Annotated in this window: 19 protein-coding genes; 4 read left to right on the top strand and 15 right to left on the bottom strand. The window is 36.5% G+C overall.

The features are described 5' to 3' along the window. Nucleotide 1: 1 nt before the first annotated feature. On the top strand, nucleotides 2-550 hold the full coding sequence (locus RBU60_RS12280; RefSeq protein WP_308865347.1) for a DUF4136 domain-containing protein: 549 nt from the start codon (nucleotides 2-4) through the stop codon (nucleotides 548-550). Between the two features lie 2 nt (nucleotides 551-552). Here RBU60_RS12280 and RBU60_RS12275 read toward each other — a convergent pair whose 3' ends face one another. The 8 genes from RBU60_RS12275 to RBU60_RS12240 form a co-directional block, all read right to left on the bottom strand. Continuing rightward, a complete protein-coding gene (locus RBU60_RS12275) occupies nucleotides 553-1788 on the bottom strand; it encodes a hypothetical protein (RefSeq protein ID WP_308865346.1) in 1236 nt (411 codons plus the stop codon). 446 nt (nucleotides 1789-2234) lie between these two features. After that, on the bottom strand, nucleotides 2235-3017 hold the full coding sequence (locus RBU60_RS12270; RefSeq protein WP_308865345.1) for an ABC transporter permease: 783 nt from the start codon (nucleotides 3015-3017) through the stop codon (nucleotides 2235-2237). Beyond that, nucleotides 3010-3717 (bottom strand): ABC transporter ATP-binding protein, encoded by a 708-nt coding sequence (locus RBU60_RS12265; protein ID WP_308865344.1) that lies wholly within the window; start codon nucleotides 3715-3717, stop codon nucleotides 3010-3012. Before RBU60_RS12265 ends, RBU60_RS12270 begins: the two co-directional genes overlap by 8 nt. Continuing rightward, a complete protein-coding gene (locus RBU60_RS12260; protein WP_308865343.1) occupies nucleotides 3711-4958 on the bottom strand; it encodes a nitrous oxide reductase family maturation protein NosD in 1248 nt (415 codons plus the stop codon). Before RBU60_RS12260 ends, RBU60_RS12265 begins: the two co-directional genes overlap by 7 nt. 29 nt (nucleotides 4959-4987) lie before the next feature. Beyond that, nucleotides 4988-5419 carry a nitrous oxide reductase accessory protein NosL gene (locus RBU60_RS12255; protein WP_308865342.1) on the bottom strand — a complete coding sequence of 144 codons (432 nt, stop codon included), beginning with the start codon at nucleotides 5417-5419 and terminating at the stop codon, nucleotides 4988-4990. Then, entirely contained in the window at nucleotides 5416-6024 is a 609-nt protein-coding gene (locus RBU60_RS12250; protein WP_308865341.1) for a hypothetical protein, read from the bottom strand. Before RBU60_RS12250 ends, RBU60_RS12255 begins: the two co-directional genes overlap by 4 nt. A 292-nt stretch (nucleotides 6025-6316) precedes the next feature. After that, nucleotides 6317-8293 carry a Sec-dependent nitrous-oxide reductase gene (nosZ, locus tag RBU60_RS12245; RefSeq protein WP_407660207.1) on the bottom strand — a complete coding sequence of 659 codons (1977 nt, stop codon included), beginning with the start codon at nucleotides 8291-8293 and terminating at the stop codon, nucleotides 6317-6319. Between the two features lie 21 nt (nucleotides 8294-8314). After that, nucleotides 8315-8824 carry a c-type cytochrome gene (locus tag RBU60_RS12240; protein WP_308865340.1) on the bottom strand — a complete coding sequence of 170 codons (510 nt, stop codon included), beginning with the start codon at nucleotides 8822-8824 and terminating at the stop codon, nucleotides 8315-8317. A 141-nt stretch (nucleotides 8825-8965) separates the two neighbouring features. Between RBU60_RS12240 and RBU60_RS12235 the strand changes: the two genes are divergently transcribed. Continuing rightward, a complete protein-coding gene (locus tag RBU60_RS12235; protein WP_308865339.1) occupies nucleotides 8966-9400 on the top strand; it encodes an RrF2 family transcriptional regulator in 435 nt (144 codons plus the stop codon). Between the two features lie 113 nt (nucleotides 9401-9513). On the opposite strand, the gene RBU60_RS12230 is transcribed toward RBU60_RS12235, so the two are convergent. Next, nucleotides 9514-9960, bottom strand: a complete 447-nt coding sequence (locus tag RBU60_RS12230) for a ferritin-like domain-containing protein (RefSeq protein ID WP_308865338.1) — start codon at nucleotides 9958-9960, stop codon at nucleotides 9514-9516. A gap of 147 nt (nucleotides 9961-10107) precedes the next feature. Between RBU60_RS12230 and RBU60_RS12225 the strand changes: the two genes are divergently transcribed. Continuing rightward, entirely contained in the window at nucleotides 10108-10956 is an 849-nt protein-coding gene (locus RBU60_RS12225; RefSeq protein WP_308865337.1) for a tetratricopeptide repeat protein, read from the top strand. A gap of 202 nt (nucleotides 10957-11158) precedes the next feature. On the opposite strand, the gene RBU60_RS12220 is transcribed toward RBU60_RS12225, so the two are convergent. The 5 genes from RBU60_RS12220 to RBU60_RS12200 all read right to left on the bottom strand — a co-directional run bounded on the left by RBU60_RS12220 (nucleotide 11159) and on the right by RBU60_RS12200 (nucleotide 16801). Further along, nucleotides 11159-11482 carry a hypothetical protein gene (locus tag RBU60_RS12220; protein ID WP_308865336.1) on the bottom strand — a complete coding sequence of 108 codons (324 nt, stop codon included), beginning with the start codon at nucleotides 11480-11482 and terminating at the stop codon, nucleotides 11159-11161. Continuing rightward, nucleotides 11466-12353, bottom strand: a complete 888-nt coding sequence (locus RBU60_RS12215; RefSeq protein ID WP_308865335.1) for a mechanosensitive ion channel family protein — start codon at nucleotides 12351-12353, stop codon at nucleotides 11466-11468. Before RBU60_RS12215 ends, RBU60_RS12220 begins: the two co-directional genes overlap by 17 nt. Before the next feature lie 336 nt (nucleotides 12354-12689). Continuing rightward, complete coding sequence (locus RBU60_RS12210; protein WP_308865334.1) at nucleotides 12690-14795, bottom strand: alpha-ketoacid dehydrogenase subunit alpha/beta; 2106 nt, start codon at nucleotides 14793-14795, stop codon at nucleotides 12690-12692. An 87-nt stretch (nucleotides 14796-14882) separates the two neighbouring features. Then, nucleotides 14883-15248, bottom strand: a complete 366-nt coding sequence (locus RBU60_RS12205; RefSeq protein ID WP_308865333.1) for a four helix bundle protein — start codon at nucleotides 15246-15248, stop codon at nucleotides 14883-14885. Between the two features lie 236 nt (nucleotides 15249-15484). Then, nucleotides 15485-16801, bottom strand: a complete 1317-nt coding sequence (locus RBU60_RS12200) for a dihydrolipoamide acetyltransferase family protein (protein WP_308865332.1) — start codon at nucleotides 16799-16801, stop codon at nucleotides 15485-15487. A gap of 706 nt (nucleotides 16802-17507) precedes the next feature. Here RBU60_RS12200 and RBU60_RS12195 point away from each other — a divergent pair. Beyond that, nucleotides 17508-19691, top strand: coding sequence for a S46 family peptidase (locus RBU60_RS12195; RefSeq protein ID WP_407660208.1), 2184 nt, complete (start codon nucleotides 17508-17510; stop codon nucleotides 19689-19691). 210 nt (nucleotides 19692-19901) lie between these two features. Here RBU60_RS12195 and RBU60_RS12190 read toward each other — a convergent pair whose 3' ends face one another. Beyond that, complete coding sequence (locus tag RBU60_RS12190) at nucleotides 19902-20885, bottom strand: IS110 family RNA-guided transposase (RefSeq protein WP_308865330.1); 984 nt, start codon at nucleotides 20883-20885, stop codon at nucleotides 19902-19904. Nucleotides 20886-21175: the final 290 nt, after the last annotated feature.

Here is a 21175-nt window from a genome sequence, read left to right as displayed (position 1 = left end):
TATGAAAAGAGTTCAACTTTTAATTCCGGTGTTAACCTTGGTGACCTTACTCGTTACTTCATGCAGCAGTGTAAAAGTGGCGACAGATTATGACGAGGCGGTAGATTTTGATCAATATCAATCTTTTGCATTTTATAAACCGGGGATTGATAAAGCAGAAATATCTGATTTAGACAAAAAGAGAATCTTAAGAGCTATTGAAGTTGAACTGACTCAAAAAGGGCTTGTAAAATCTACCAATCCTAGCTTATTGGTGAGCATTTTTACTAAATCTAATACCAACGTAGATATTTATAGAAACAACTACGGATATGGTTATGGCTATGGATGGAGGCCTTATTATTATGGAGGAATGGGAAGAGAAACCGTAAGCACTTCTACTGAGGGAACTTTATACATAGACTTTATTGATGCCGCGAAAAAAGAACTGGTTTGGCAGGGAATGGGAACTGGAGTCCTCTCTCAAGATCGAGAAGCTAAGATTGAACGTATAAAGGAAATCGTTTTAGAGGTTATGAAGAAATACCCCCCGGGAACAGACAAGAAATAAATTTATAAAGACTGCCTTCGGGTGGTCTTTTTTATGCTTAGCTGAATCTGCCTCATCCACATACTTCCTATCACTAAGACCAAGAGCAAGCTCGTGTAAAATAGCCACCAGTTGTAATTATTAGGAAGAGGGAAGTCAAATATATTAGATAATGGCTTTAAGAAAATCAATGCTTCTGTTCCTAAAAAAGCCACGACGTATAAGCTAAATTGTAGGAGATTGATTTTAAACATTCCTATAAAGTCTAGCAATAAAAATAAACCTATACAGGTGACTCCCAAAAATACCCAATGTAAAAATCCGATGCTTAAATTTTTGTACTGAGTTATCCAAGGTGCGATTTGTGGAAATCCTGCCAGCAGTTGCATGACTAATTTACTCGCCAACAACACCACAAACCAGCGGAAGAGGTTGCGCTGCAATCGGGTGAATTTTTGTAGAAGAAACCATTTGATTTTCCGAAAGAAAGAGAACAGAAAATTAAAAGACATCAATTGCAATGCAGCTCCAATGACAGCCAATAAATAAAATATATCTGGCGGACTGGTAAACAATACAGAGATAAAAAAGCTAAGTAATATTCCTACGTGAAAAGTCAGTAGAAACCGACTAAAATTTCTTTTTCCGAAATAGATATCGTGGTTTTCAAAAACCAATAATATTAAGCCAACCAATGCTAAAATCATCCAGCCATTATACTGAAAATGCAAGTAAAAATAAATGGCAATTCTATACCAATCTGAAACTGGCCCTAAAGTAGTCATCACGGCGCCAATAGCCCAAGTTCCTAAACTTGAAAGTACCATATACACCAAGGCAAAACGGATACATTTTAAACCCGAAGTTTGTCGGTCCTCTTTAGGAATATAGTGGATAAACGCCCAATAAAACACATAACTCACCAAGATAAACAAGGTCGAAAAACCTATAGATATGGCTGCATATCCCTGAAAAGGGAAACTTAGCAGCATTCCTACTACTGCGAATAAAGTGGCATAAAAAATACGTGAATACACTTTAAGCGGAACATAATTCTTTAGGACTAGCTTATTAATAAGTAGCATTAAAGCTAAATGAATCCACCCTAACAAAGCAACATGCGAATGCGCATGTACAAAATACCTGAAATTCACCTCATCTAGCGGGTTAACATTCAAAAACCTTAAAAATAGTCCAGCCAATGCCGCTAAAAAAAATAGACTTAGGGCAATTAGAGTTTGTTTTTTGGTACTTAACATGGCATTCTTCAGCTTAAAAATCTTTGTTTGTTACTTCTTTAGATTATTTACTATAAATATCCATAAACAGTGATAGGAGAGCTAAAACCGTATTCTATTCCTAGCTATCAGTAAATACCTCCTACTACGATAGACCTTACAGGTTTTCAAAACCTGTGAGGTCTGGTGATTATTCATACCTGCTCTTTTTATGAATAAAAATGAACAGGCAATTATATCAACTAGTATATAATCTACAAGACTAAGGTACCAAAACTAAACATAAGGTCAAATTACTATGCAGGAACATTTTGGGCCAAAAGCAAGTAGTATAACCTGATTCAAATAAATGCGTTATAAATAAATAGCTACAAGAATTCTAAAAACAAATCGGGCTTAATCTTTATAAAGTGGTTTTGTTACTGATTGAATTTTTTACTGTTACACCTAGCAACTCATCACATCGTTTAGAAATCTTTCTTTTTTGCTTTTCTATAAATATTTAATACTGGAAGCAGTATCCAAATCATTAAAGACCCTAAAGCCAAGAATAAGCCCACATTGGTACCAAAAAACTTTTGAAAAATAGCTCCGGTATATCCTAATAAAGCCGCAATATCTAGTTTAAGTAGAATAAGAATTCTCGATAAATCTATCGGATTAAAGACAGTAGCTATCAAGGTGAATTTATCTAAAGGATAGGTTTCAAACACAATTAGTGACATCAAGAATAAGCCGTCATAGATCACCGCTAGAAACAACCACATGAGAATGGCGTAACTAAAGCCTTTAATCTTATTCTCATTGTACAAAGCGATATTAAATGCCAAGGCTGTAAAAATAAAGGTAAGCATAGAGCCCGTAACCAGCAACAAACTAAAATCCCAAATGGCAGCAGACTCAAACAAGCCATAAAAAACAAAAGGCAAACCTAGACCTAAAACCAAACTCATTACTAATGATAAAGAAACGCCTAGGTATTGCCCTATAAATATGGATGATCGTTTTACTGGTTGCGCCAGTAATAACTCTGTAAATTCTTTGGAGTCGTAATAATACATGACTCCAAAAATAGTTCCGATAAGTGGCACTAAAATGATAATCACATTCATTAAGGTAATCACTGCTTTGGATAAATCTTCGTTTAAAAACAACAAGACAAAACCCAAAAGCAAGTAAAACAAGAGGTAAACGTAACTCCATCTACTTCTTATCAAATCGAAAAAACTATATTTTAATATTTTAAGCATGATTTTTCTTTAAAAGGTGAGCAATAGCACGTTCAAAATCTTGTTCTCCTGTTTTTTCTCTCAACTGACTCAAATTGCCTTTAAAGTAAATTTTTCCTTCTAAAATAAAAACAATCTCATCTGAAACTTCTTCAACAAAACTCATGATGTGAGAGGTGACTAAAACGGTTTTTCCTTTTTCCTTTTCTTTCCGAAGCAGTTCTTTTAAATGCAATAAAGCGATAGGATCTAAACCAGTAGTAGGCTCATCTAAAATCACCAATTGACTATCAAACATAAAAGTAAGCACCAAATTTACTTTCTGCTTAGTCCCTCCAGAAAGGTTGCTTAACTTTTTATCTAAAAAAGGTTCTAATTGAAATAATTCAATTAAATGATCAGAATTGGCGCTGCCTCCTCTTAAATCTTGAATCATTTTAATAAGCTCCTTAACCCCAAGATTACTGGGGAAATTGGCTATTTGAGGCAAATAGTCGATGTTTTTTCGATAAAGACCGTTGGCGTGGGTTTGCTTCCCATCAATAAAAATCTTTCCTTTATCTGGAACCACCATTCCCAATATAGATTTGATTAAGGTGGTTTTACCTGAACCATTTGGACCAAGAATAGCGAAGATTCCATTCTTAGGAATTTCTAAATCCACTCCTTTGAGGACTTCATTCTTGCCAAATTTTTTATGTATGTTCTCTATCTTTACCATGAGTACTTTTTCATTAAAGGGGCTTCATCTAACAAATTATCTGGTGTGAAAACCGGAGAAACTTTTTCAGAAAAATCGATAATATCTACAAAAAGACTTCGCATTAAAATAATGGTTTCTGGCGTTCTATTTACGATATAACTAAAGAGTTTCACAGGTCTATAAGGCACGTCACCAAAGCCATCTTCATCTAAATCGTAGCCTGTATACTCACTCCAAAAATTTTGATGAAATTTATTATCATTCAAACGAGCATTGTAACTTACATCGAATGAATTGTAAAGGAAATTATTATTGATAAACTCATTGTTATAACAAGCTCCTTTCACCTTTATCGCCCAACCATTATTTTTAAAGGTGTTTCCTGTATAATTGACGCGGTTAGAACCTTCTACGTTAATTCCTGTGGTATTTTCTTCAAAAATATTATTCGCAATCTCAGCATCGTTTATTTCCTTTAACAATAAACCGTAAGCTGCTGTTCCCCAATTGTATTGAAATTTATTCCGTTTCATATGAATCCGTTTTGAAAACATCACCGCAACTCCAGCACCATTATTTTCAAAAACATTATCGTTATAGACATCATCATTAGAGAACATAAAATGCAATCCGTAGCGTAAATTATCCTTACTTAAGTTTTTTGTAATCCTACAATCATCTGCAAATTCTAAATAGATACCATCGCGTACTTTTTGAATGGAATTATTGGTAATCTCTATTTTTTTAGAATACCACAATTGTATTCCGTTTCCAGAATTATGTTCAGAAACCGCATCGCCCAATATATTATTGTTTCGTACGATACCTTCTCTAGCTTTCTCTAAATAAATTCCGAAGAAAATTTTACGCAGTTCTAAATTCTGAATCACAAAATTTTTAGCCCTACTCACTCTGATTGCAGCATAATCCTCTGTATAACTAGAACCTACATTGATTAATTTAAGGCCATCTATAGTCACATCATCTGCAAAAACCTGAATAATATCTCCTTTATCTTCGCCATCAATAGTAGGTAAATTTTCACCTAATAATGTGATGGGCTTATCTATAATAATAGAGTTTTCTTTATAGAGTCCTGCTTTTATCAAAACTGTATCTCCGGGTTTGGCAGCTTTTATTCCTGCTTTCACACTAGTAAATTCACAAGAATCACAAACCGTAATTTGCGCATTCGCGGAATTAAATCCGTAGTAGAAAAAAGAGATTAGGAAAAATAAAGTAGGTAGCCGGAAGATCATATTTAAAATGCGTTAAAGCGCTTAAATTCTTATTGATTTTGCTGTTTCTTGAGTGCTCCCCAAGTGTATACCTCACCGTCTTTTTCGGCTTGTACTTTTTCTGCCTCTTTTTGTGAAGGAAAAGCGGTAATAAACTCTCCCATTGGACTAGGAATATTTTCTGTAATCAAAAAACTTGCTTCTTCTGCCCTAATAAGTTCTCCAGGACTTAAAAAGTGATTCGTATAAAATTGTCCTGCTTTTTCTTTCCCCATTTCGGCTTCAAAATTGAGCATACATTCTAAGGCATCAAACTTATATACTTTGCCTTTATCTGTGAGAAGTTCGGCCCCGTGAATTTGATCTACGATGGTCATCTTACAAAAATCACAACTATCTTCTCCGTAAGCAATAGGTTGCTTTTCCATACTACAGCTTACTAAAGTGAGTACAAAGAGAAACAAAAAACTTAATTTTTTCATTTTTTTGAGGTTTTTAATCCTACTAAATAAGCTATAAAAGTTAGGAACATTCCTACCGTTAATAAAATACCTCCCAATGCAGGGTAAGATATGGCTGTAAAGTTAAGGATGTCTCGCGAGCCCAATAAAGGCGGTTTATAACTAAAAGGATTACCTGCTTTATCGGTTACTTTAATAATTGCTTTAGGATCTAGATTGGTTCCGTAATCTACTAACCAGGCATTAAAATCATACATTCCTAAAATCCCCAAAACAGACATTAGAATTAACCAGCCTAAAAACCATTTGTAGGAAACTACCTTAAACAAACCTAAGAATCCAATTAGTATTCCTAAACCTGCCATAATCCCCACCACCAAAGGAAATGTTCTAAATTCCCACATATCTACTGGTTTGGGTAATTTTTGCATTCCAATATAGTGGTTTAACCCATCTATATTTTGCAAATCATATTCTGTAAAGCCTTCAAGTCCGTCAAGATGAATATACATTCCTAACCCTGCTGGATATTGCGGAGCTTCTAATTCTACCGTCCAAAGCGGATAAATAAACAAGCTTAACAATAGGGCAGAACCGATAATCATAATAGCGCTAGCTGCTTTCATAATAAAATATTTTTGGAAATTATTTCAATTAGCTCTTAACGTAAGAGCTGTAAATTATACCCGTTTAATTATTTAATGTCGTAGTCCTAATTTGAATTATTTTGAGCTCAGGTGAAATAGTAAATTAAAGCATAGCCGTAGTTACGCTTTCATTTTATATTGAAATATGGGCAGAAAAGAAACAAATTATATGCGAAATTAGATAGTCAAAATGGTATTCTTAATAAAAAAGCGGGGACTGTCGAGATTAGACCATCCCCGCCATTTAAAAAAATCAATTCATCAACAATTCTTATTCTTCATCATCGTCTCCTAGAGACCACTCTAATTCTATATCAGAATCTTGAGGTGACACTCGAATGTACCCTTGCATCTCTTGGTGTAGCGCAGAACAGAAATCTGTACAATAGAATGGCCAAACCCCAATTCTGTCTGGTTCCCATAAAGAAGTTTTTGTTTGTCCTGGCATAATTAGCAATTCAGAGTTATTCTGTCCTATCATTGCGAACCCGTGAGGTACATCAAAATCTTGCTCTAAGTTAGTAATGTGGAAATATACTTTATCTCCCACTTTGATTCCTTCTATATTATCTGGTGAGAAGTGGCTACGAATAGTCGTCATATACACGTGAACTATATTACCATCGCGAACTACCTTAGTTTCACCTTCATTTTTTGCAGCATAAGGATGCGTGTTTTCTGCTAGTTTATAGAATTTTTTAGACTTTGGTGCCACTTTATCTGCCTTAATTGCAGCAGCGTAGTGAGGCTCCCCATGGGTTGGAAAGTCTGAAATCAACTCCATTTTATCACCAGAAATATCATACAATTGTGCTGAATGCTCCAGCTCTGGACCTACGGGCAAATAACGATCTTTGGTAATCTTGTTCATCACAAACATGTATTTACCATCTGGATCACGTGAGTTTCCTCCAGGAATCGTTAAGTGACCAGGCGAGTAATAAGTTGGTTTTCTATCTACTACTTCCCAAGTATCTAATTTCCATTTTACTACTTCAGAAGAAATAAAGAAGGTCGTATACGCATTTCCTTTATCATCAAACTCACTATGCAATGGTCCTAAACCTGCCTGCTCTACAACGCCTGCTAAGATTTCTTCAAAATCTAAAATTGGAATCCCATAAGCTTCGCCGTCAAATTTCTCATTCTTAATTGCTTCTAGCATTTTTGGAAACGAGTGAACGGTAAGGTTAGCAGATAATTTACCATTACCAATAATGTATTGTCCATCTGGAGAAACATCAACCCCGTGAGGTGATTTTGGAGTTGGCATAAAGTATACAGCTCCAGGAACATCTGTAGGGTTTACCATAAGCACTTCTTTCTTCATTGTAGAAGTTGCCGCGTGCGTGTTATGGTCATACAGGTTGTGCGCATATTCTGCTGGCATCATTTCACCTCCACCATTATTCACATATTCTTCAATTTTCTTCCAGTTTACCGCTGCGATAAAATCTTTATCGTTTTGAGAAGCATTTACTTCCAATAAGGAGTTCGCTTCTTCCGTATTATAAGTGGTAAAGAAGAACCAACCATGAGATTGTCCTCTTCCTGGGTGTGATAAATCATAGTTAAATCCTGGCATCATCAATTGAAACTTGATGTCCATATTTCCAGAATCTTCATCTACTTTTATAAAAGATAAAGTCCCCTTAAACTTTCCTTTGTACTCTTTAATACTTATATCTTGTTGTGGTATGGGAACCGAAAAACGAGTTCCTGCCACTACATATTCTGTATTTTCTGTTACAAAAGAAGAACTATGGTTACCTGCACTATTAGGCACTTCAATAATCTCAACAGTTTCAAAAGTTTCTAAATCTACACGAGCAATACGCGGAGTATTATTTTCATTAATGAATACCCAACGACCATCTGTTACTCCCTCTGTTTGAGAAATATCAGGGTGGTGTGCATCTCCCCAAGGAATAAATCCGTGAGAAGTATTTAACATAGGCTGAGTTTCTTCTGAATACCCATAACCTGAAGTAGGAAACTGACTAAAAACCGGGATTTCCTTAAACATTCTACCTGATGGAAGTCCGTAAACCAATAGGTTACCACTATAACCACCAGAGATAAATGCATAATATTCATCATGATCTCCAGGAGCTACATAAACTTTTTCTGCAGCATTACTAGCCAAAGCTCCACCTTTACCATTCTTCTTTTTGTCAGATCCATTATTACAGCTAAAAAGTGAAGCTGCAATCAATAACCCAACCCCTAAATTTAATATCTTCATCATGTTAAAATTAATAGGTTTCTATTATAATGTTCTAAAGTATTCTAAGACCTGCCTAGCTTCTTCTTCTGTAAGTCCTTGGTTAGCCATTGGAGAACCGTTAAACTCAATCAATAAGTCTTTAGCTAAAGCATCTTCGCGTACCATTTTTTCTGGCGCTAAGATCATATTCATCACCCACTCCGGACTTCTACGCTCTAAAATTCCGCTTGGTGCTGGACCAATAAAACGTTTAGTTGGTTTGTGGCAAGCAGTACACATTTTATCGTACACTCCTTTTCCTTTGTTGGCCATGTCTTTATCGATGGTTTCTGCTAAGTCTACATTCGAAATTGGCCCCACTCCTTTATTGTCTAGTTCAACTCGCTCTGAAGCAGGAGTTTTATCTTTCTTTTTATCCGCTTTCTTGTCGGACTTATTTTGGTTTAAGGTTATTTTTTCTTTTTTCTTGTCCTCCTTTTTTTCACCCCCACAACTGATAAGGATTCCTGAAAAGGAAAGGAGCAAAACACTCATTTTTAAATAGTTTTTCATAATCTTTGATTTTTGGTTTATAAAACATGACGAAGATATTTATTTAAAGGTACATAAAATATGATTAAAGTCATTAATTCGGATATTTTTGTCTGAATTAAAAATGTTAGTCTTATTTTAGTCTAAATAAAAACAACTATTATGTTCTCAAAAGCTTGTTCCTACGCCATTAAAGCAAGCGTATTCATTGCGCAGGCTGCATTACAAAACAAACAGACGCAATTAAAAGAAATTGCTGAGGCTACGAATAGCCCTGAAGCTTTTATGGCTAAAATTTTACAGAAATTAGTAAAGCATGACATTATTATTAGTCATCGCGGAGCCAAAGGTGGTTTTACCATTCCTAATAAGCGTTTACCTCGTATTCTCCTAAAAGATATTGTGATTGCTATAGATGGCGATAAAATATATAATGGCTGTGTTTTGGGCTTTGAAACTTGTAGCGATGCAAAACCATGTGCCATACATCACCACATCAAGGCTGCACGTAAAGACATCAAAAAAGTCTTGACTACCACTACCCTAGAAGATTTGGCTAACGACGTAGAAGATGAACTCGCCTTTTTAAAAGAATAAAAACCACAGTGAAATTTAAAAAAATTATCTGTAGCTTTCTTTAGGACTAAATAGAGTCATAAAAAAAGGCCGAGTTTGCACCCGACCTTAATGTAATTTTTACTTATTATCTTTTAGGAAATTACTTTCCAATTTTGAGCACTTTGTTGTGCTTGCTCTATTTTTTGGCGTTGATTCTGCAAAAGACTTTTAGTACTTCCTGGCAGACTCGTTTCAGCTAAAATTTCATCATAATCTTCTATAGCTGCTTTTTCTCCACGTTGTACTTCTTCCATCACAGTTTCATTCTCATTACCAGAAAATGCTGTTTTCACGTCCATCCAAGTTCTGTGTAAAGTTCCTGCTATACTCCCGCCTTTGTCTGGTTTTTGATTAAAAGCTTTAATCTCTTGCTTAATTTCATGTCCAAAACTATTACGCTGCTGCGCTTGCTCTTCTAAAAATGATTTCATTTTTGTATCTTTCACATTAGTAGCGGCATCTTTATAGCCTTTCTCGGCATCGTAAGTTTTTTCTAATAATTGGTTTAGATTTGCTGCAACTTCTTTTTTAAATTCCATAGTTTTAGGGTTTAGGTTAATTTTTGTTTCAAACTAATTTAAACAATATAAGTGATTTAAAATCAGCAATTAACAGAGTCTTATTACCAACTTAACGTAGATTAACGTATTCCATATTCAAATTATATTTTTTTTATTAAATCGCTTATGTATCCTCTGATATTTCCTTCTAAAGTGACATTGATCAAATGTCTTGGTCTCTTGTTTGGTCTGTTTTTACTTTCTTCTTGTGATGAAAAAATCGCTACTCAAAATACATCCGATAAGGAGAGTCAAAAGAAAATTATTCAAGATTATGTGTATGATTGTGCACAACATCATAACTATAGGTTTGAAATGAATCAATGGCAAGCATGTTTGGACAAAGGCTTAGCAAAAGATTCAACGATTGCCTATTTATGGCAACAAAAAGCCATGCCTCTTTTTAAAGCCCGCAAGTATGAAGCAGGCATGATTTTTCTGGATAAAGCGGTACACTATGATGAGAAAGGATATCTCGCTTACCGCGGATTTATTAAATGCATCTTCGCGAAAACTTATAAAGAAGCCATTAAAGATTTTGAACGCATTAAAGCTTTAGAAGGAAATTCTTTTGTGATGGACCATACCTATAATTTTCATATCGCCCTCTCCTACTTACAACTCAACCAGTTTGAAAAAGCCGAACATCTCTTTAAAAAAGACATCGAAGAACAAGTAAAACAATGGGGAGAAGATGGCTATCATCACCTCGACTTATTTTATTACGGAATCTCTTTGTACGAACAACAAAAATGGGAGGAAGCCCTTATTCAATTTGATAAGTCTCTAGAAAAATATCCCAAGTTTTGCGAACCTATGTTTTATAAAGCTTTAGCCATGGTACAATTAGAAGACTATAACGATGAAGAAATAGCTGCTGTTTTTGAAAAAGCAAAAGAAAACAAAGAAGCAGGCAATACCATTAATGAAGACAATGCCATTTACGAAACTTACCCGTATCAAATTGCCAAGTAGGTTTTTTTAAGAAATAAGCTGAGGACAGAATTAAAACTACTTTACAACCTGATTGGGTTATAGTCATAAGAAGGTTTAAAAACTGTCAATTAGAGAAGTTTTCCTTATAAAATTCTATCGAGAATAGGCTTTTGAACGAAAATAGATGTTCTCGATAAATAATTTTACTCATTGATACGATTTTCTTAAATCGGATTCAGGTTTACAGGTATTTTGTCCAGGCAAAGAAGCTTCGGTTTTTAAGGTAATCACAAGACTGCTCTTGCGCAAAAGCTTCCCGCTCAAAAGAAATGTTTCTATACGCTAAACTCTTGTTTTTATACTGAAGAAATCTCACTAAGAATTCTACCCCATACCATGCATAAAACAGAATAATCAAAAGCTCTGCTTGCTGCCTCAAGTGAATCTTCTCATGCCTAACCAATGTAGCGTCATGGGACAAATCCGCTTTAGCTAAAAAAATAAAAGGAAATAAGGTAATCCCTCGATATCCTTTGGGAACCATCCATTTACTTATGCGTACCATTTTCGGCTACTTCAGACTGTTTTTGTGGTGGAAAGTTTTTCATCACCTCCTTCATTTCTGGCTGATAGATCGTTCTTTTAGGAATAGGCATCTCAATCCCTTGCGCATCTAAAGCCTTTTTTACTGCCAACAATTGTTCCCAATACGCAGGATAATATTCTTCTGAAGGTACCCAGCAACGTGCAATCACTTTAAGTTCATATTCACCAATGCTGTCTAACCAAGCATCTGGCTCTGGATCGTGAGTGATCCTAGGATGCTTCTTCATGGTTTTGATGATAAGCTGAAGTACAAAATCTATATCTACATCATAATTGAACTTGAAATTTAAGCCAATTCTTCGGTAAGGCTCCATCGTTCTATTATCTACATCGCTGTTAGAAACATTTCCGTTAGGCATAGTAACGATAAGACCGTCATAGGTTTTCACCCGAGTGTACAAAATGTCTATTTCCACTACAAAACCCAACACCTCATTCACTTTAATAAGATCCCCCACCCTAAAAGGTTTAAAAAGCAAAATTAAAACTCCGCCTGCAAAATTAGCCAAACTCCCCTGTAAAGCTAAACCAATAGCAATCCCTGCAGCACCAAAAATGGCTAAAAACGACGAGGCTTCAATTCCTAAAATAGAGCCTATGAGAAAAATTAACAATCCCCACAAAATAAAAATGGAAAGGCTCCCCACAAAACTCTGCAAAGATAATTCTACCTTAGATTTTCTTAACACACGCTTTAGAATTCTCATGATGATCTTAATCCCAAAAATCCCTATAACTAATGCAACTAAAGCATAAATAGCACGCGGCCCAATATGCATCAAAAATTCAAAAAATGTATCTTTAACGTGAACCCAAAAGTCCTTGTCCATAACCTAAATTTTTATTTTTTTACTTGAATTTTTCAAGATACCCGAAATAAACCTAAAACCGAACTATTATTGTCCTTTATCGCAGCTTTAACACTATTAGGTTAGTTGTTTTGGGCGTTGCCTGCGGCCGGGCTTTCCGCTTATATGCTTCGGTTCGCTCCGCTCCCTGCAGGGTAACCGCTGCAATCCCTAACGCGGGTTTAAAAGTTTTAAAATAATTTTTAAGTGTGGGATGAACGCATTAGCAAGTTATCAACTTGCTCCTATCAGCTTAAAAACAAAAAACCAATCTGTCACAACAGATTGGTTTTTTTTATAAAATATTCTAAATTAATATCAATACTTCAACAGTTCTTCAATTTTTGCTTTCACTTTTTCTGTAGAAGGAATCATCGTTTCTTCTAAAGTTGAATTTAACGGAATCGCCGGCATATTTTCTGAACCAATCGTCATCACTGGAGCGTCTAAATATTTAAAACATTCCTCTTGAATTTGTCCAGATAAAGCTCTGGCAAAAGTATTTTTGGAAGGTTCTTCTGTCACCACCAAACATTTTCCGCATTTCTTAACCGATTTCATAATGGTTTCCTCATCCAGCGGATGCAGTGTTCGTAAATCGACTACCTCAATTTGGTCTTGCATTCCCAATTCTTCTGAGGCATTCATCGCCCAATGTACACCCATTCCGTAGGTGATAATACTTATGGTTTCCTTATCTTCTTGCTTCCAAACTTCTTGCAACACCCAAGCTTTTCCAAATGGCAATACATAATCTTCGCTGGGCTCTACTGAAGTTGCTCCTTTGGTTCCCGGCACTTTACTCCAATACAAACCTTTGTGTTCAAAAATGACCACGGGATTTGGATCGTAATAAGCAGCTTTCATCAAACCTTTTAAATCGGCTCCATTACTCGGATACGCAATTTTAAGTCCGCGAATATTCGTCACCACACTTTCTACCGATGAGGAATGATAAGGTCCGCCGCTACCGTAAGCACCAATTGGTACACGCAACACCATCGAAACCGGCCATTTTCCGTTCGATAAATAGCAACTTCTACTTACCTCAGTAAACAGCTGATTAAGTCCAGGCCAAATATAATCGGCGAACTGAACCTCTACAATGGGTTTTAATCCCAATGCTGACATTCCCACTGTTGACCCGACAATAAAGGCTTCCATAATAGGCGTGTTAAACACGCGGTTATCGCCAAATTTTTGTGCCAAGGTAGCTGCTTCTCTAAAAACACCGCCTAACCTACCGCCAACATCCTGACCGTACAACAAGCATTCTTTGTGTTTTTTCATCAGTTCTTCAATGGCAAACAGTGCGCAATCTACCATCACCACTTTTTCGGCTCCTTCAGGAGAACGCTCTCCTTTTTCTTCAGTTATTGGCGTTGGGGCGAAATCATGGGTGAATAAATCTTCTGGTTTCGGATCTTCTGCTTTTAGAGCTTCCTCGTAATGTTCTTTTACTTTTACACGTGCCAAGGCTTCAATCGCTTCCAACTCGTCTTCCGTAAAGTTATTTTTAGCTAAATAGTCTTTCATTTTAGGAAACGGATCTCTACTTCTCGCTTCCTCCAAATCATCTCTATAAAATTCCATTCTCACCCCAGAGGTATGGTGATTCAGTAAAGGTACTTTTGCGTGAATAAGCATAGGTCGGCGTTCTTTACGGATGGTTTTCAACGCATTTTGAACCGTGGTATAACTTTCTTCAAAATTGGTTCCGTCTATAGAAATAGCTTCAAGTCCTTTAAATCCTTTGGCATATTCTGCGGCATTTTGAGCGCGCGTTTCGGCTTCGTTGGCCGAAATATCCCAACCATTATCTTGCACCACATACAAAATAGGCAGCTTTTTAAGCACCGCCATTTGAAAAGCTTCGGCAATCTCTCCCTCGGTAACACTGGCATCGCCCAAAGAACAAACCACCACGGGTTTCTCTCCGTTAACCAAGGCTTCTTCATGTCCCATATCCTTATAAAAAGCATACTGCTCGTCTGCGTCAAAAAGATCTCCTCCCTCGCGATAATGCATTCCTAAAGCAACGCCTGTAGCCGGAATGGTTTGCATTCCCGTAGCCGAACTTTGATGCGGAATCTTGGGTTTATCGGCGTCTTTTAAACTGGGGTGCGAATAATAGGTGCGCCCGCCAGAAAACGGATCGTCTTTCTTAGCCAGCACCTGCAACATTAAATCTTTTGGCTCCATCCCAATGGAAAGCAAAATCGAGTCATCCCGATAATACGGAAACACGTAATCTTGCGGTAAAAGCTGCATTCCCACAGCAATCTGAATCACTTCATGACCGCGAGAAGTAGCATGCACATATTTGGATACGGTTTTAAAATTTTCCTCATACAAATCGGTTATGGCTTTCGCCGTACATAGATTTGAGAAGGCTTTTTTTAATATTTCTTTGTTTATTTTCATTATAATCAATTATGAAATTTTTTAATTATTTTGGAATCATGAAACATGACTTTTTGACTCAAGACTTATGAAAATTGATTTAAAAAATCAATTTTCAGGTTCAATACTATCAATAAAGTTCGAGATTTTACTTTGTAATTTTTGTACTTTATTTTCTAGACTCAAATAAACCTCTTCTGAAAGAAAGTTTTGACGATAACAAACTGTCAATTGAGTTTCCCATTCATAGGACGAACCTAAACTATCTTCTAAATATTTTATAAAATGTTTATCGGTTCGTTTACTAGAACCTTCAGAAATATTGGAGGCAATAGATACAGAACAGCGATTCATTTGAGTTCTTAATCCATATCTTTCATAGTCTGGCAATGTAGAAGTGAAAAGATAATTTTCATCTATCAAATCCATCGCTTCACTCCAAATTTGTAGCTTTTTAAAATTATGTCTTCTCATTAATTTCTATTTAGTCCTGTTTCAAAAAGTCCTGCATCCAAACGTCTTGTCTCCAAAAGTCTTGTTTCAAATCGTCTTGTTTCAAAAAGTCCTGCTTCAATAAGCTTTCATCCCATCCCCAACCCTTCCCCGAGGGAAGGGAGTAACTAGATACTATCTTAGAATATTTCTAAGTGCAAAAGAAAATTCTTTCAAAAAGTCGTGCATCCAAACGTCTTGCTTCAAAACGTCTCAGCTTAAATCGTCCGTTCTTCATTAAAATCTTCAAAATAATCGGCTACACGGCGTAAAAAACTTCCTCCAAGGAAACCGTCTACTACGCGGTGATCAAAGGACAACGAAAGATACATCATACTTCTAATTTCAATCTTATCACCATCTTCATATTCTATAACCTCTGCTCCTTTTTTGATGATTCCCGTTGCCAAAATAGCCACTTCTGGCTGATTGATAATCGGGGTACCCATCAAACTCCCAAAAGTTCCCACATTAGAGATCGTAAAGGTGCTTCCGCTGGTTTCTTCGTGTTTGAGCTTGTTGTTTCTTGCTTTCTCTGCTAAAGCATTTACTTCCGCAGCAATTGTTTTTAAATCCTTTGTATCGGCATTTTTTACAACGGGAACGATTAAATTTCCGCTAGGTAAAGCCGTCGCCATTCCTATATTAATATTTTCTTTCTTGATGATATTTTCGCCATCCACGCTCACATTAATCATTGGGAAATCTTTCACCGCCTTGGCTACCGCTTCTACAAAAAGTGGTGTAAAGGTTAGGCGCTCTCCATATTTATCTTGAAAAGGTTTTTTGTGGGCATTTCGCCAGTTCACCATTTCGGTTAAATCGGCTTCTACGTAAGCAGTAACGTGCGGTGAGGTATGTTTGGAATACACCATATGATCAGCGATCATTTGTCGCATGCGATCCATTTTCACAATTTCTCCTTTTCCTTTGTCCAGTTTTAAATCGGGTACCTGAAATCCGCTTGCTTCTGGCACCGATTGTGCAAATTGCGCCGGTCTTCCCTCTTCCACATACTTAAACACATCACTCTTACGCAAGCGTCCGTCGTGTCCCGTTGCGGGAATTCGTGCTAACTCTTCATAACTGATGTGATAATCTATCGCGATATTCTGGATAAGCGGCGAAATGTAAGTATTCTGATTTTTATTTAGCGTATAACTCTGCGAAGTTGAAGCTGAAGCTGACTTCGAAGTTGAAACTGATTTCTTCTTAGGTGCTTTGGGCTCCGTTGAAGCCGCTTTCGTTTCTTTCTTTTCTCCGGAAGCGTTTTTTTCTTTAACCGATTGATCATCTGAAGCTTCAATATGCGCAATTACGGTTCCTACTTGCACGACCTCATCGGCTTGGGCTTCGATACTTACTAAGGTTCCGTTTACGGGAGAAGCAACTTCAGAGTCTACTTTATCGGTTGCGACTTCCAAGATGATTTGGTCTTTTTCTATGATATCTCCTTCATTCACCAACCAATTGATGATGGTTCCTTCTGTTATACTTTCGCCCATTTTGGGCAATTTAAATTCAATACTTGACATAAATGGTCTATGTATATTTTGGTTGCTAACAAAAATAACATTTTACGTCTGTTTTCCCATGAAATTAGAAGCTTTTCCAAATTTAAACTATGCTTAACCAATAATTAATTAAGTACACAGCTAGAAACAACCTAATAAAAGCTCCTTCCCTTAATAAAAAAAGGCCTGTACAGAGCGGAGACGGAGTATGGAATTACGCAGTCATTTCGGAAGGTTTTTTCACGTCATTTCCAATCAAAACCAAAAAAGGCCGACCTAGCTCCCTAGCCCCGATTGTAATGAAAATCCCGCAATGGAGCGATAGCGGAATGAGGAATTGTAATGAAAAGCGGGAAACTGCCATCCAAATATGGCTTTGCCCTAGTGCTCCTAATAAAACTCATTTCAGAATAACTTTCATTTTAAGTTGTGGAAAAAAAATTCAATCAAAACCTATACAATAGAGAAAGTTAAAGGGATAAGTTTCTTTAAATTAATCCATAAATTCAATATCAAACTACTAAGAAACAAGTCTAATATCTTAAGTCTTGTAGCAAAGCGGCCCGCCCGAACGTATTGTTTCGATACGGGCAGGTCTTAACTCTTCGTCGGAAGCGACTAAAATAGAAACATACCCAATTTTCGAAATGAATTTATCCTAAATTTTAGTATTTTGCAGCCTGTAAAGGCATTTGGCCGCAATTGAACTTAATATTTTAATGTAATGATGAAACTGATTCGATTATTTATCTTCTTACTCGCTTTCCCGATGTTTGCTCAGCAAGGTGGAATGTGGATTCCTTCTCTTTTGGAGGGAATGAATGAAACCGAAATGCAAAATTTGGGTATGAAAATGAGCGCTGAAGACATTTATAGCGTCAATGAAAGCAGCTTAAAAGATGCGGTGCCCCATTTTAACGGGGGATGTACTTCTGAAGTGATCTCGCCAAAAGGACTTTTACTTACCAATCACCATTGTGGCTACGGACAAATTCAGTCGCATTCTACGGTAGAAAACGATTATTTAGCCGACGGATTTTGGGCCATGAACCTGAATGATGAATTGGCTAATCCTGGAATGACGGTGACTTTTATTGTTGAAATTACAGATGTAACCCAAAAGGTTCTTCAAGGAACCAAAAATGCTTCTTCCGAAGAAGAACGTCAGCAAATGATAGCTAAAAACAAGCAAAACGTCGTAGAAACTTCTTCTAAAGAAAAGTGGCAAACCAACCGGGTGAGCACTTTTTTTGACGGGAATCAGTTTATGTTGTTTCGCGTAGAGACCTTTAAGGACATTCGTTTAGTTGGCGCTCCGCCTTCTTCTGTAGGGAAATATGGATCTGATAGCGATAATTGGATGTGGCCAAGACATACCGGCGATTTTTCTTTATTTAGAATTTATGCCGATAAAAATAATCGTCCGGCAGAATTCAGCAAAGACAATGTTCCTTATACCCCAAAACATTATTTACCGGTAAGTTTAGACGGAGTTGCAGAAGATGATTTTACCTTGGTTTTTGGTTTCCCAGGAACAACAGATGAATATTTGCCAGCCGTTGCCGTAGAGCAATTGGTAGAGACCATTAACCCTGCGCGAATCGGTTTGCGCGAGGTGGCGCTAAAAGAGCAGGATGTGTTTATGCGTAAAGACCAGCAAATTAAAATTCAGTACGCTTCTAAGTATTCGCGTATCGCTAATTACTATAAAAAATGGATTGGGGAAAGCCAAGGCTTAACCAAAACCGATGCGGTAGGTATCAAAAAAGCGCAGGAGAAAGAATTTATGCAGCGCGTAAAAGCGAAAGGTTTAGAGAAGCAATACGGTACAATCTTAAGTGATTTTGATAAGGCTTACGCCGAATTTAAAGATTATGATTTGGCGTATAATCTGTTTTCTGAAGCTTTTGTACGTAATGTAGAATTATTGAGAAATGGATTTCAGTTGTATCAATTGGAGCAGGCTTTAGAAACTCGTGGAGAGCAATCTTTCACCGATAGAAAAGCGAATCTCTTGGAAGATTTTAAGTCTTCCTATAAGGATTATAGCGCTAAAGTAGATGAGAATGTTTTTGAAAAAGTGATCGAATTTTATGCCGATCATATGCCAGAGCAATTCTTAACGGAAGGCCTTCAGCAAAGAAATAAAGCGCAGTTAACGGAGGAAATTTATGGAAAATCTGCTTTAACCAATTATGCTTCTATTGAAAAACTGATGGAAGGAAATCCCGAAGAAGTGATTCAACGTTTAAACGAAGATCCTGGTTATGCTTTTGTAAAGGAACAAGCTCAAAAATTCTACAACGAGGTATTGCCTATGTATCGTAGCAAGCGAATGGAAATTGATGCCTTGCAAAAAGAATACATGACAGCTATTGTAGAATTGAGTCCGAAAGACGCACGAATTTTCCCGAATGCCAACGGAACTTTACGCGTTACATACGGACAAGTAAAAGGTTACAGTCCTAAAGACGCCATAAATTATGAGCCGGTAACATACTTAGAAGGAGTGATGGAAAAATATGTGGAAGATGATTATGAATTTGATGTTCCGCAGAAATTAATCGATTTGTATAAAAAGAAAGATTACGGTCCCTATGCCGAAAACGGTAAAATGCCCGTGAATTTTATAGGAACCAATCACACGACAGGAGGAAACTCGGGTAGCCCCGTAATTGACGCTCACGGAAATTTGATTGGTCTTAACTTTGACCGTGTTTGGGAAGGAACGATGAGTGATATTTATTACGATCCCGTTATTTCTAGAAACATCATGGTAGATGCGCGTTACATCTTATTTATTATAGATAAGTATGCTGGAGCGAGCCACTTGATTGAGGAGATGAAATTGGTTCACCCGAAGCAGAACAAAGTTTCTAAAAAGAAGAAAAGAAAGTCTAAGAAACGATAGTAAACCCCAATTAAGAGATTTTGAATTTAGACTTTTCGAAACAGGACCTTTTGAAACAGGACTTGGAATAAATTAATGAAACTCGCTCACTTTACTTCGAAAAGGACTTTATAAACTCCCGAAAAACCGATGTCACAACAGCATCGGTTTTTTGGTTCTTAATCTTAAATTTAAGTCGACAGTAAAATTACACGAATGTCAGTTCGATTTCTATGACAATCCCAAGCGGTTTTCATAATAATTTTGATTTTTAATTAAAGCTAGGGCAATATGAATCAGTTTGTTTCTCACGGCATTTAATACACTCATTTTATTTTTACCTTCTTCTACTTTTCGTAGATAGTATTTCTGTAAATCATTATTCATTCTTACGGCTCTCATTGCGGCCATCTGCAAAACAGATTTGAGCTGCATGTCTGCCATTTTTGAGACCCTGGGTTTTGTTTGTAAGCTGCTGCCGTTTTGTTGTTCAAAAGGGACCACACCAGCAAAACAAGCTAATTTCCTAGGGTCTTTCAACCTTTTAAAACCTTCTGTTTTTACTGCAAGTGTCCACGCGCTAATATTACCAATTCCCGGTATTGTTTTAATTCGCTGAATTTCTTTTTTCAATTCTTGATCGGTATTGATTTCTTGGCCGATCAAATATTCAATTTCTTTGACATGAGCGTTAATTTCTTTAATGCTTTTTTGATTAATCTTAACAAGTCTTTTAGTGGCCTTATTAAAGGCAACAGACTTCAAATCAGAATTTTGTTGCTTTAAGCCTGTTCTTTGCTTGATTTTGTGGCGACGCTGGCTCAATAAAATTTTTATAGACTTAATGGCTTCACTGGCCGGCTTCCAGCCTTCAAAGTCTTGATGCTTCCTCTCAATGAACACTGCGATCCTTTTGGCATCCACCTTGTCGTTTTTACCACGAACCAGGCCAATACTCCTCTTTATGTGCTTGGGGTCAATTACATAGGTTTTAAAATCAAACTTTTCTAAAACCTCATAAAGCTTAAAATTATAGTACCCGGTGTTTTCCATACAAATAAAAGCTTCTGGGTCTAATTTAGCTATGGTTTTCAATAGCTTCCGAATGGCTGTAACTTTGTTTTTAATATGATGATGGGTCACTTGTTCAGCTTCCATCACACAAAAATCCAAAGTGGCTTTACTAATGTCAACTCCAACATAAATTCTTTTCATAACTTTGTACTACTTTTAGTGAAAGAGGGGCTTTCATCAATAACTCAACTCCTTGATAATGGGCTCTGAATCCCGAATTTCTATTAGAGATTGTTGATGAAAACTGAACTTAAGTCTGAATCGAACTATGAACTTTTATGTTCTGAGCGAAAATAGTGTATTTAAGTTCAGTTCTCTTTTCTTTATTAATATTACCATAAATATAATAATGCAAGTGGAGTGTCTACCTTTGATGTGACGATTTTTTAGAGTCCATAAATATTTATAGATTTAAATTATGGCAAAAAAAC

Origin of the sequence: Mesonia profundi (assembly GCF_031085155.1) — a bacterium.
Classification (GTDB): domain Bacteria; phylum Bacteroidota; class Bacteroidia; order Flavobacteriales; family Flavobacteriaceae; genus Mesonia; species Mesonia profundi.
The sequence above is the reverse complement of the archived record's forward strand: the minus strand, read 5'-3'. Positions and strand labels throughout refer to the sequence as shown.

Bases quoted from the DNA above. Each gene is read 5' to 3' on its own strand.
- RBU60_RS12230 (WP_308865338.1), bottom strand. From the start codon at position 9,960: ATGGAATTTAAAAAAGAAGTTGCAGCAAATCTAAACCAATTATTAGAA.
- RBU60_RS12215 (WP_308865335.1), bottom strand. From the start codon at position 12,353: ATGGACAAGGACTTTTGGGTTCACGTTAAAGATACATTTTTTGAATTT.
- RBU60_RS12270 (WP_308865345.1), bottom strand. From the start codon at position 3,017: ATGCTTAAAATATTAAAATATAGTTTTTTCGATTTGATAAGAAGTAGA.
- nosZ (WP_407660207.1), bottom strand. From the start codon at position 8,293: ATGATGAAGATATTAAATTTAGGGGTTGGGTTATTGATTGCAGCTTCA.
- RBU60_RS12260 (WP_308865343.1), bottom strand. From the start codon at position 4,958: ATGATCTTCCGGCTACCTACTTTATTTTTCCTAATCTCTTTTTTCTAC.
- RBU60_RS12240 (WP_308865340.1), bottom strand. From the start codon at position 8,824: ATGAAAAACTATTTAAAAATGAGTGTTTTGCTCCTTTCCTTTTCAGGA.
- RBU60_RS12190 (WP_308865330.1), bottom strand. From the start codon at position 20,885: ATGAAAAGAATTTATGTTGGAGTTGACATTAGTAAAGCCACTTTGGAT.
- RBU60_RS12280 (WP_308865347.1), top strand. From the start codon at position 2: ATGAAAAGAGTTCAACTTTTAATTCCGGTGTTAACCTTGGTGACCTTA.
- RBU60_RS12220 (WP_308865336.1), bottom strand. From the start codon at position 11,482: ATGGTACGCATAAGTAAATGGATGGTTCCCAAAGGATATCGAGGGATT.
- RBU60_RS12200 (WP_308865332.1), bottom strand. From the start codon at position 16,801: ATGTCAAGTATTGAATTTAAATTGCCCAAAATGGGCGAAAGTATAACA.
- RBU60_RS12265 (WP_308865344.1), bottom strand. From the start codon at position 3,717: ATGGTAAAGATAGAGAACATACATAAAAAATTTGGCAAGAATGAAGTC.
- RBU60_RS12225 (WP_308865337.1), top strand. From the start codon at position 10,108: ATGTATCCTCTGATATTTCCTTCTAAAGTGACATTGATCAAATGTCTT.
- RBU60_RS12250 (WP_308865341.1), bottom strand. From the start codon at position 6,024: ATGAAAGCAGCTAGCGCTATTATGATTATCGGTTCTGCCCTATTGTTA.
- RBU60_RS12255 (WP_308865342.1), bottom strand. From the start codon at position 5,419: ATGAAAAAATTAAGTTTTTTGTTTCTCTTTGTACTCACTTTAGTAAGC.
- RBU60_RS12205 (WP_308865333.1), bottom strand. From the start codon at position 15,248: ATGAGAAGACATAATTTTAAAAAGCTACAAATTTGGAGTGAAGCGATG.
- RBU60_RS12195 (WP_407660208.1), top strand. From the start codon at position 17,508: ATGAAACTGATTCGATTATTTATCTTCTTACTCGCTTTCCCGATGTTT.
- RBU60_RS12275 (WP_308865346.1), bottom strand. From the start codon at position 1,788: ATGTTAAGTACCAAAAAACAAACTCTAATTGCCCTAAGTCTATTTTTT.
- RBU60_RS12235 (WP_308865339.1), top strand. From the start codon at position 8,966: ATGTTCTCAAAAGCTTGTTCCTACGCCATTAAAGCAAGCGTATTCATT.
- RBU60_RS12210 (WP_308865334.1), bottom strand. From the start codon at position 14,795: ATGAAAATAAACAAAGAAATATTAAAAAAAGCCTTCTCAAATCTATGT.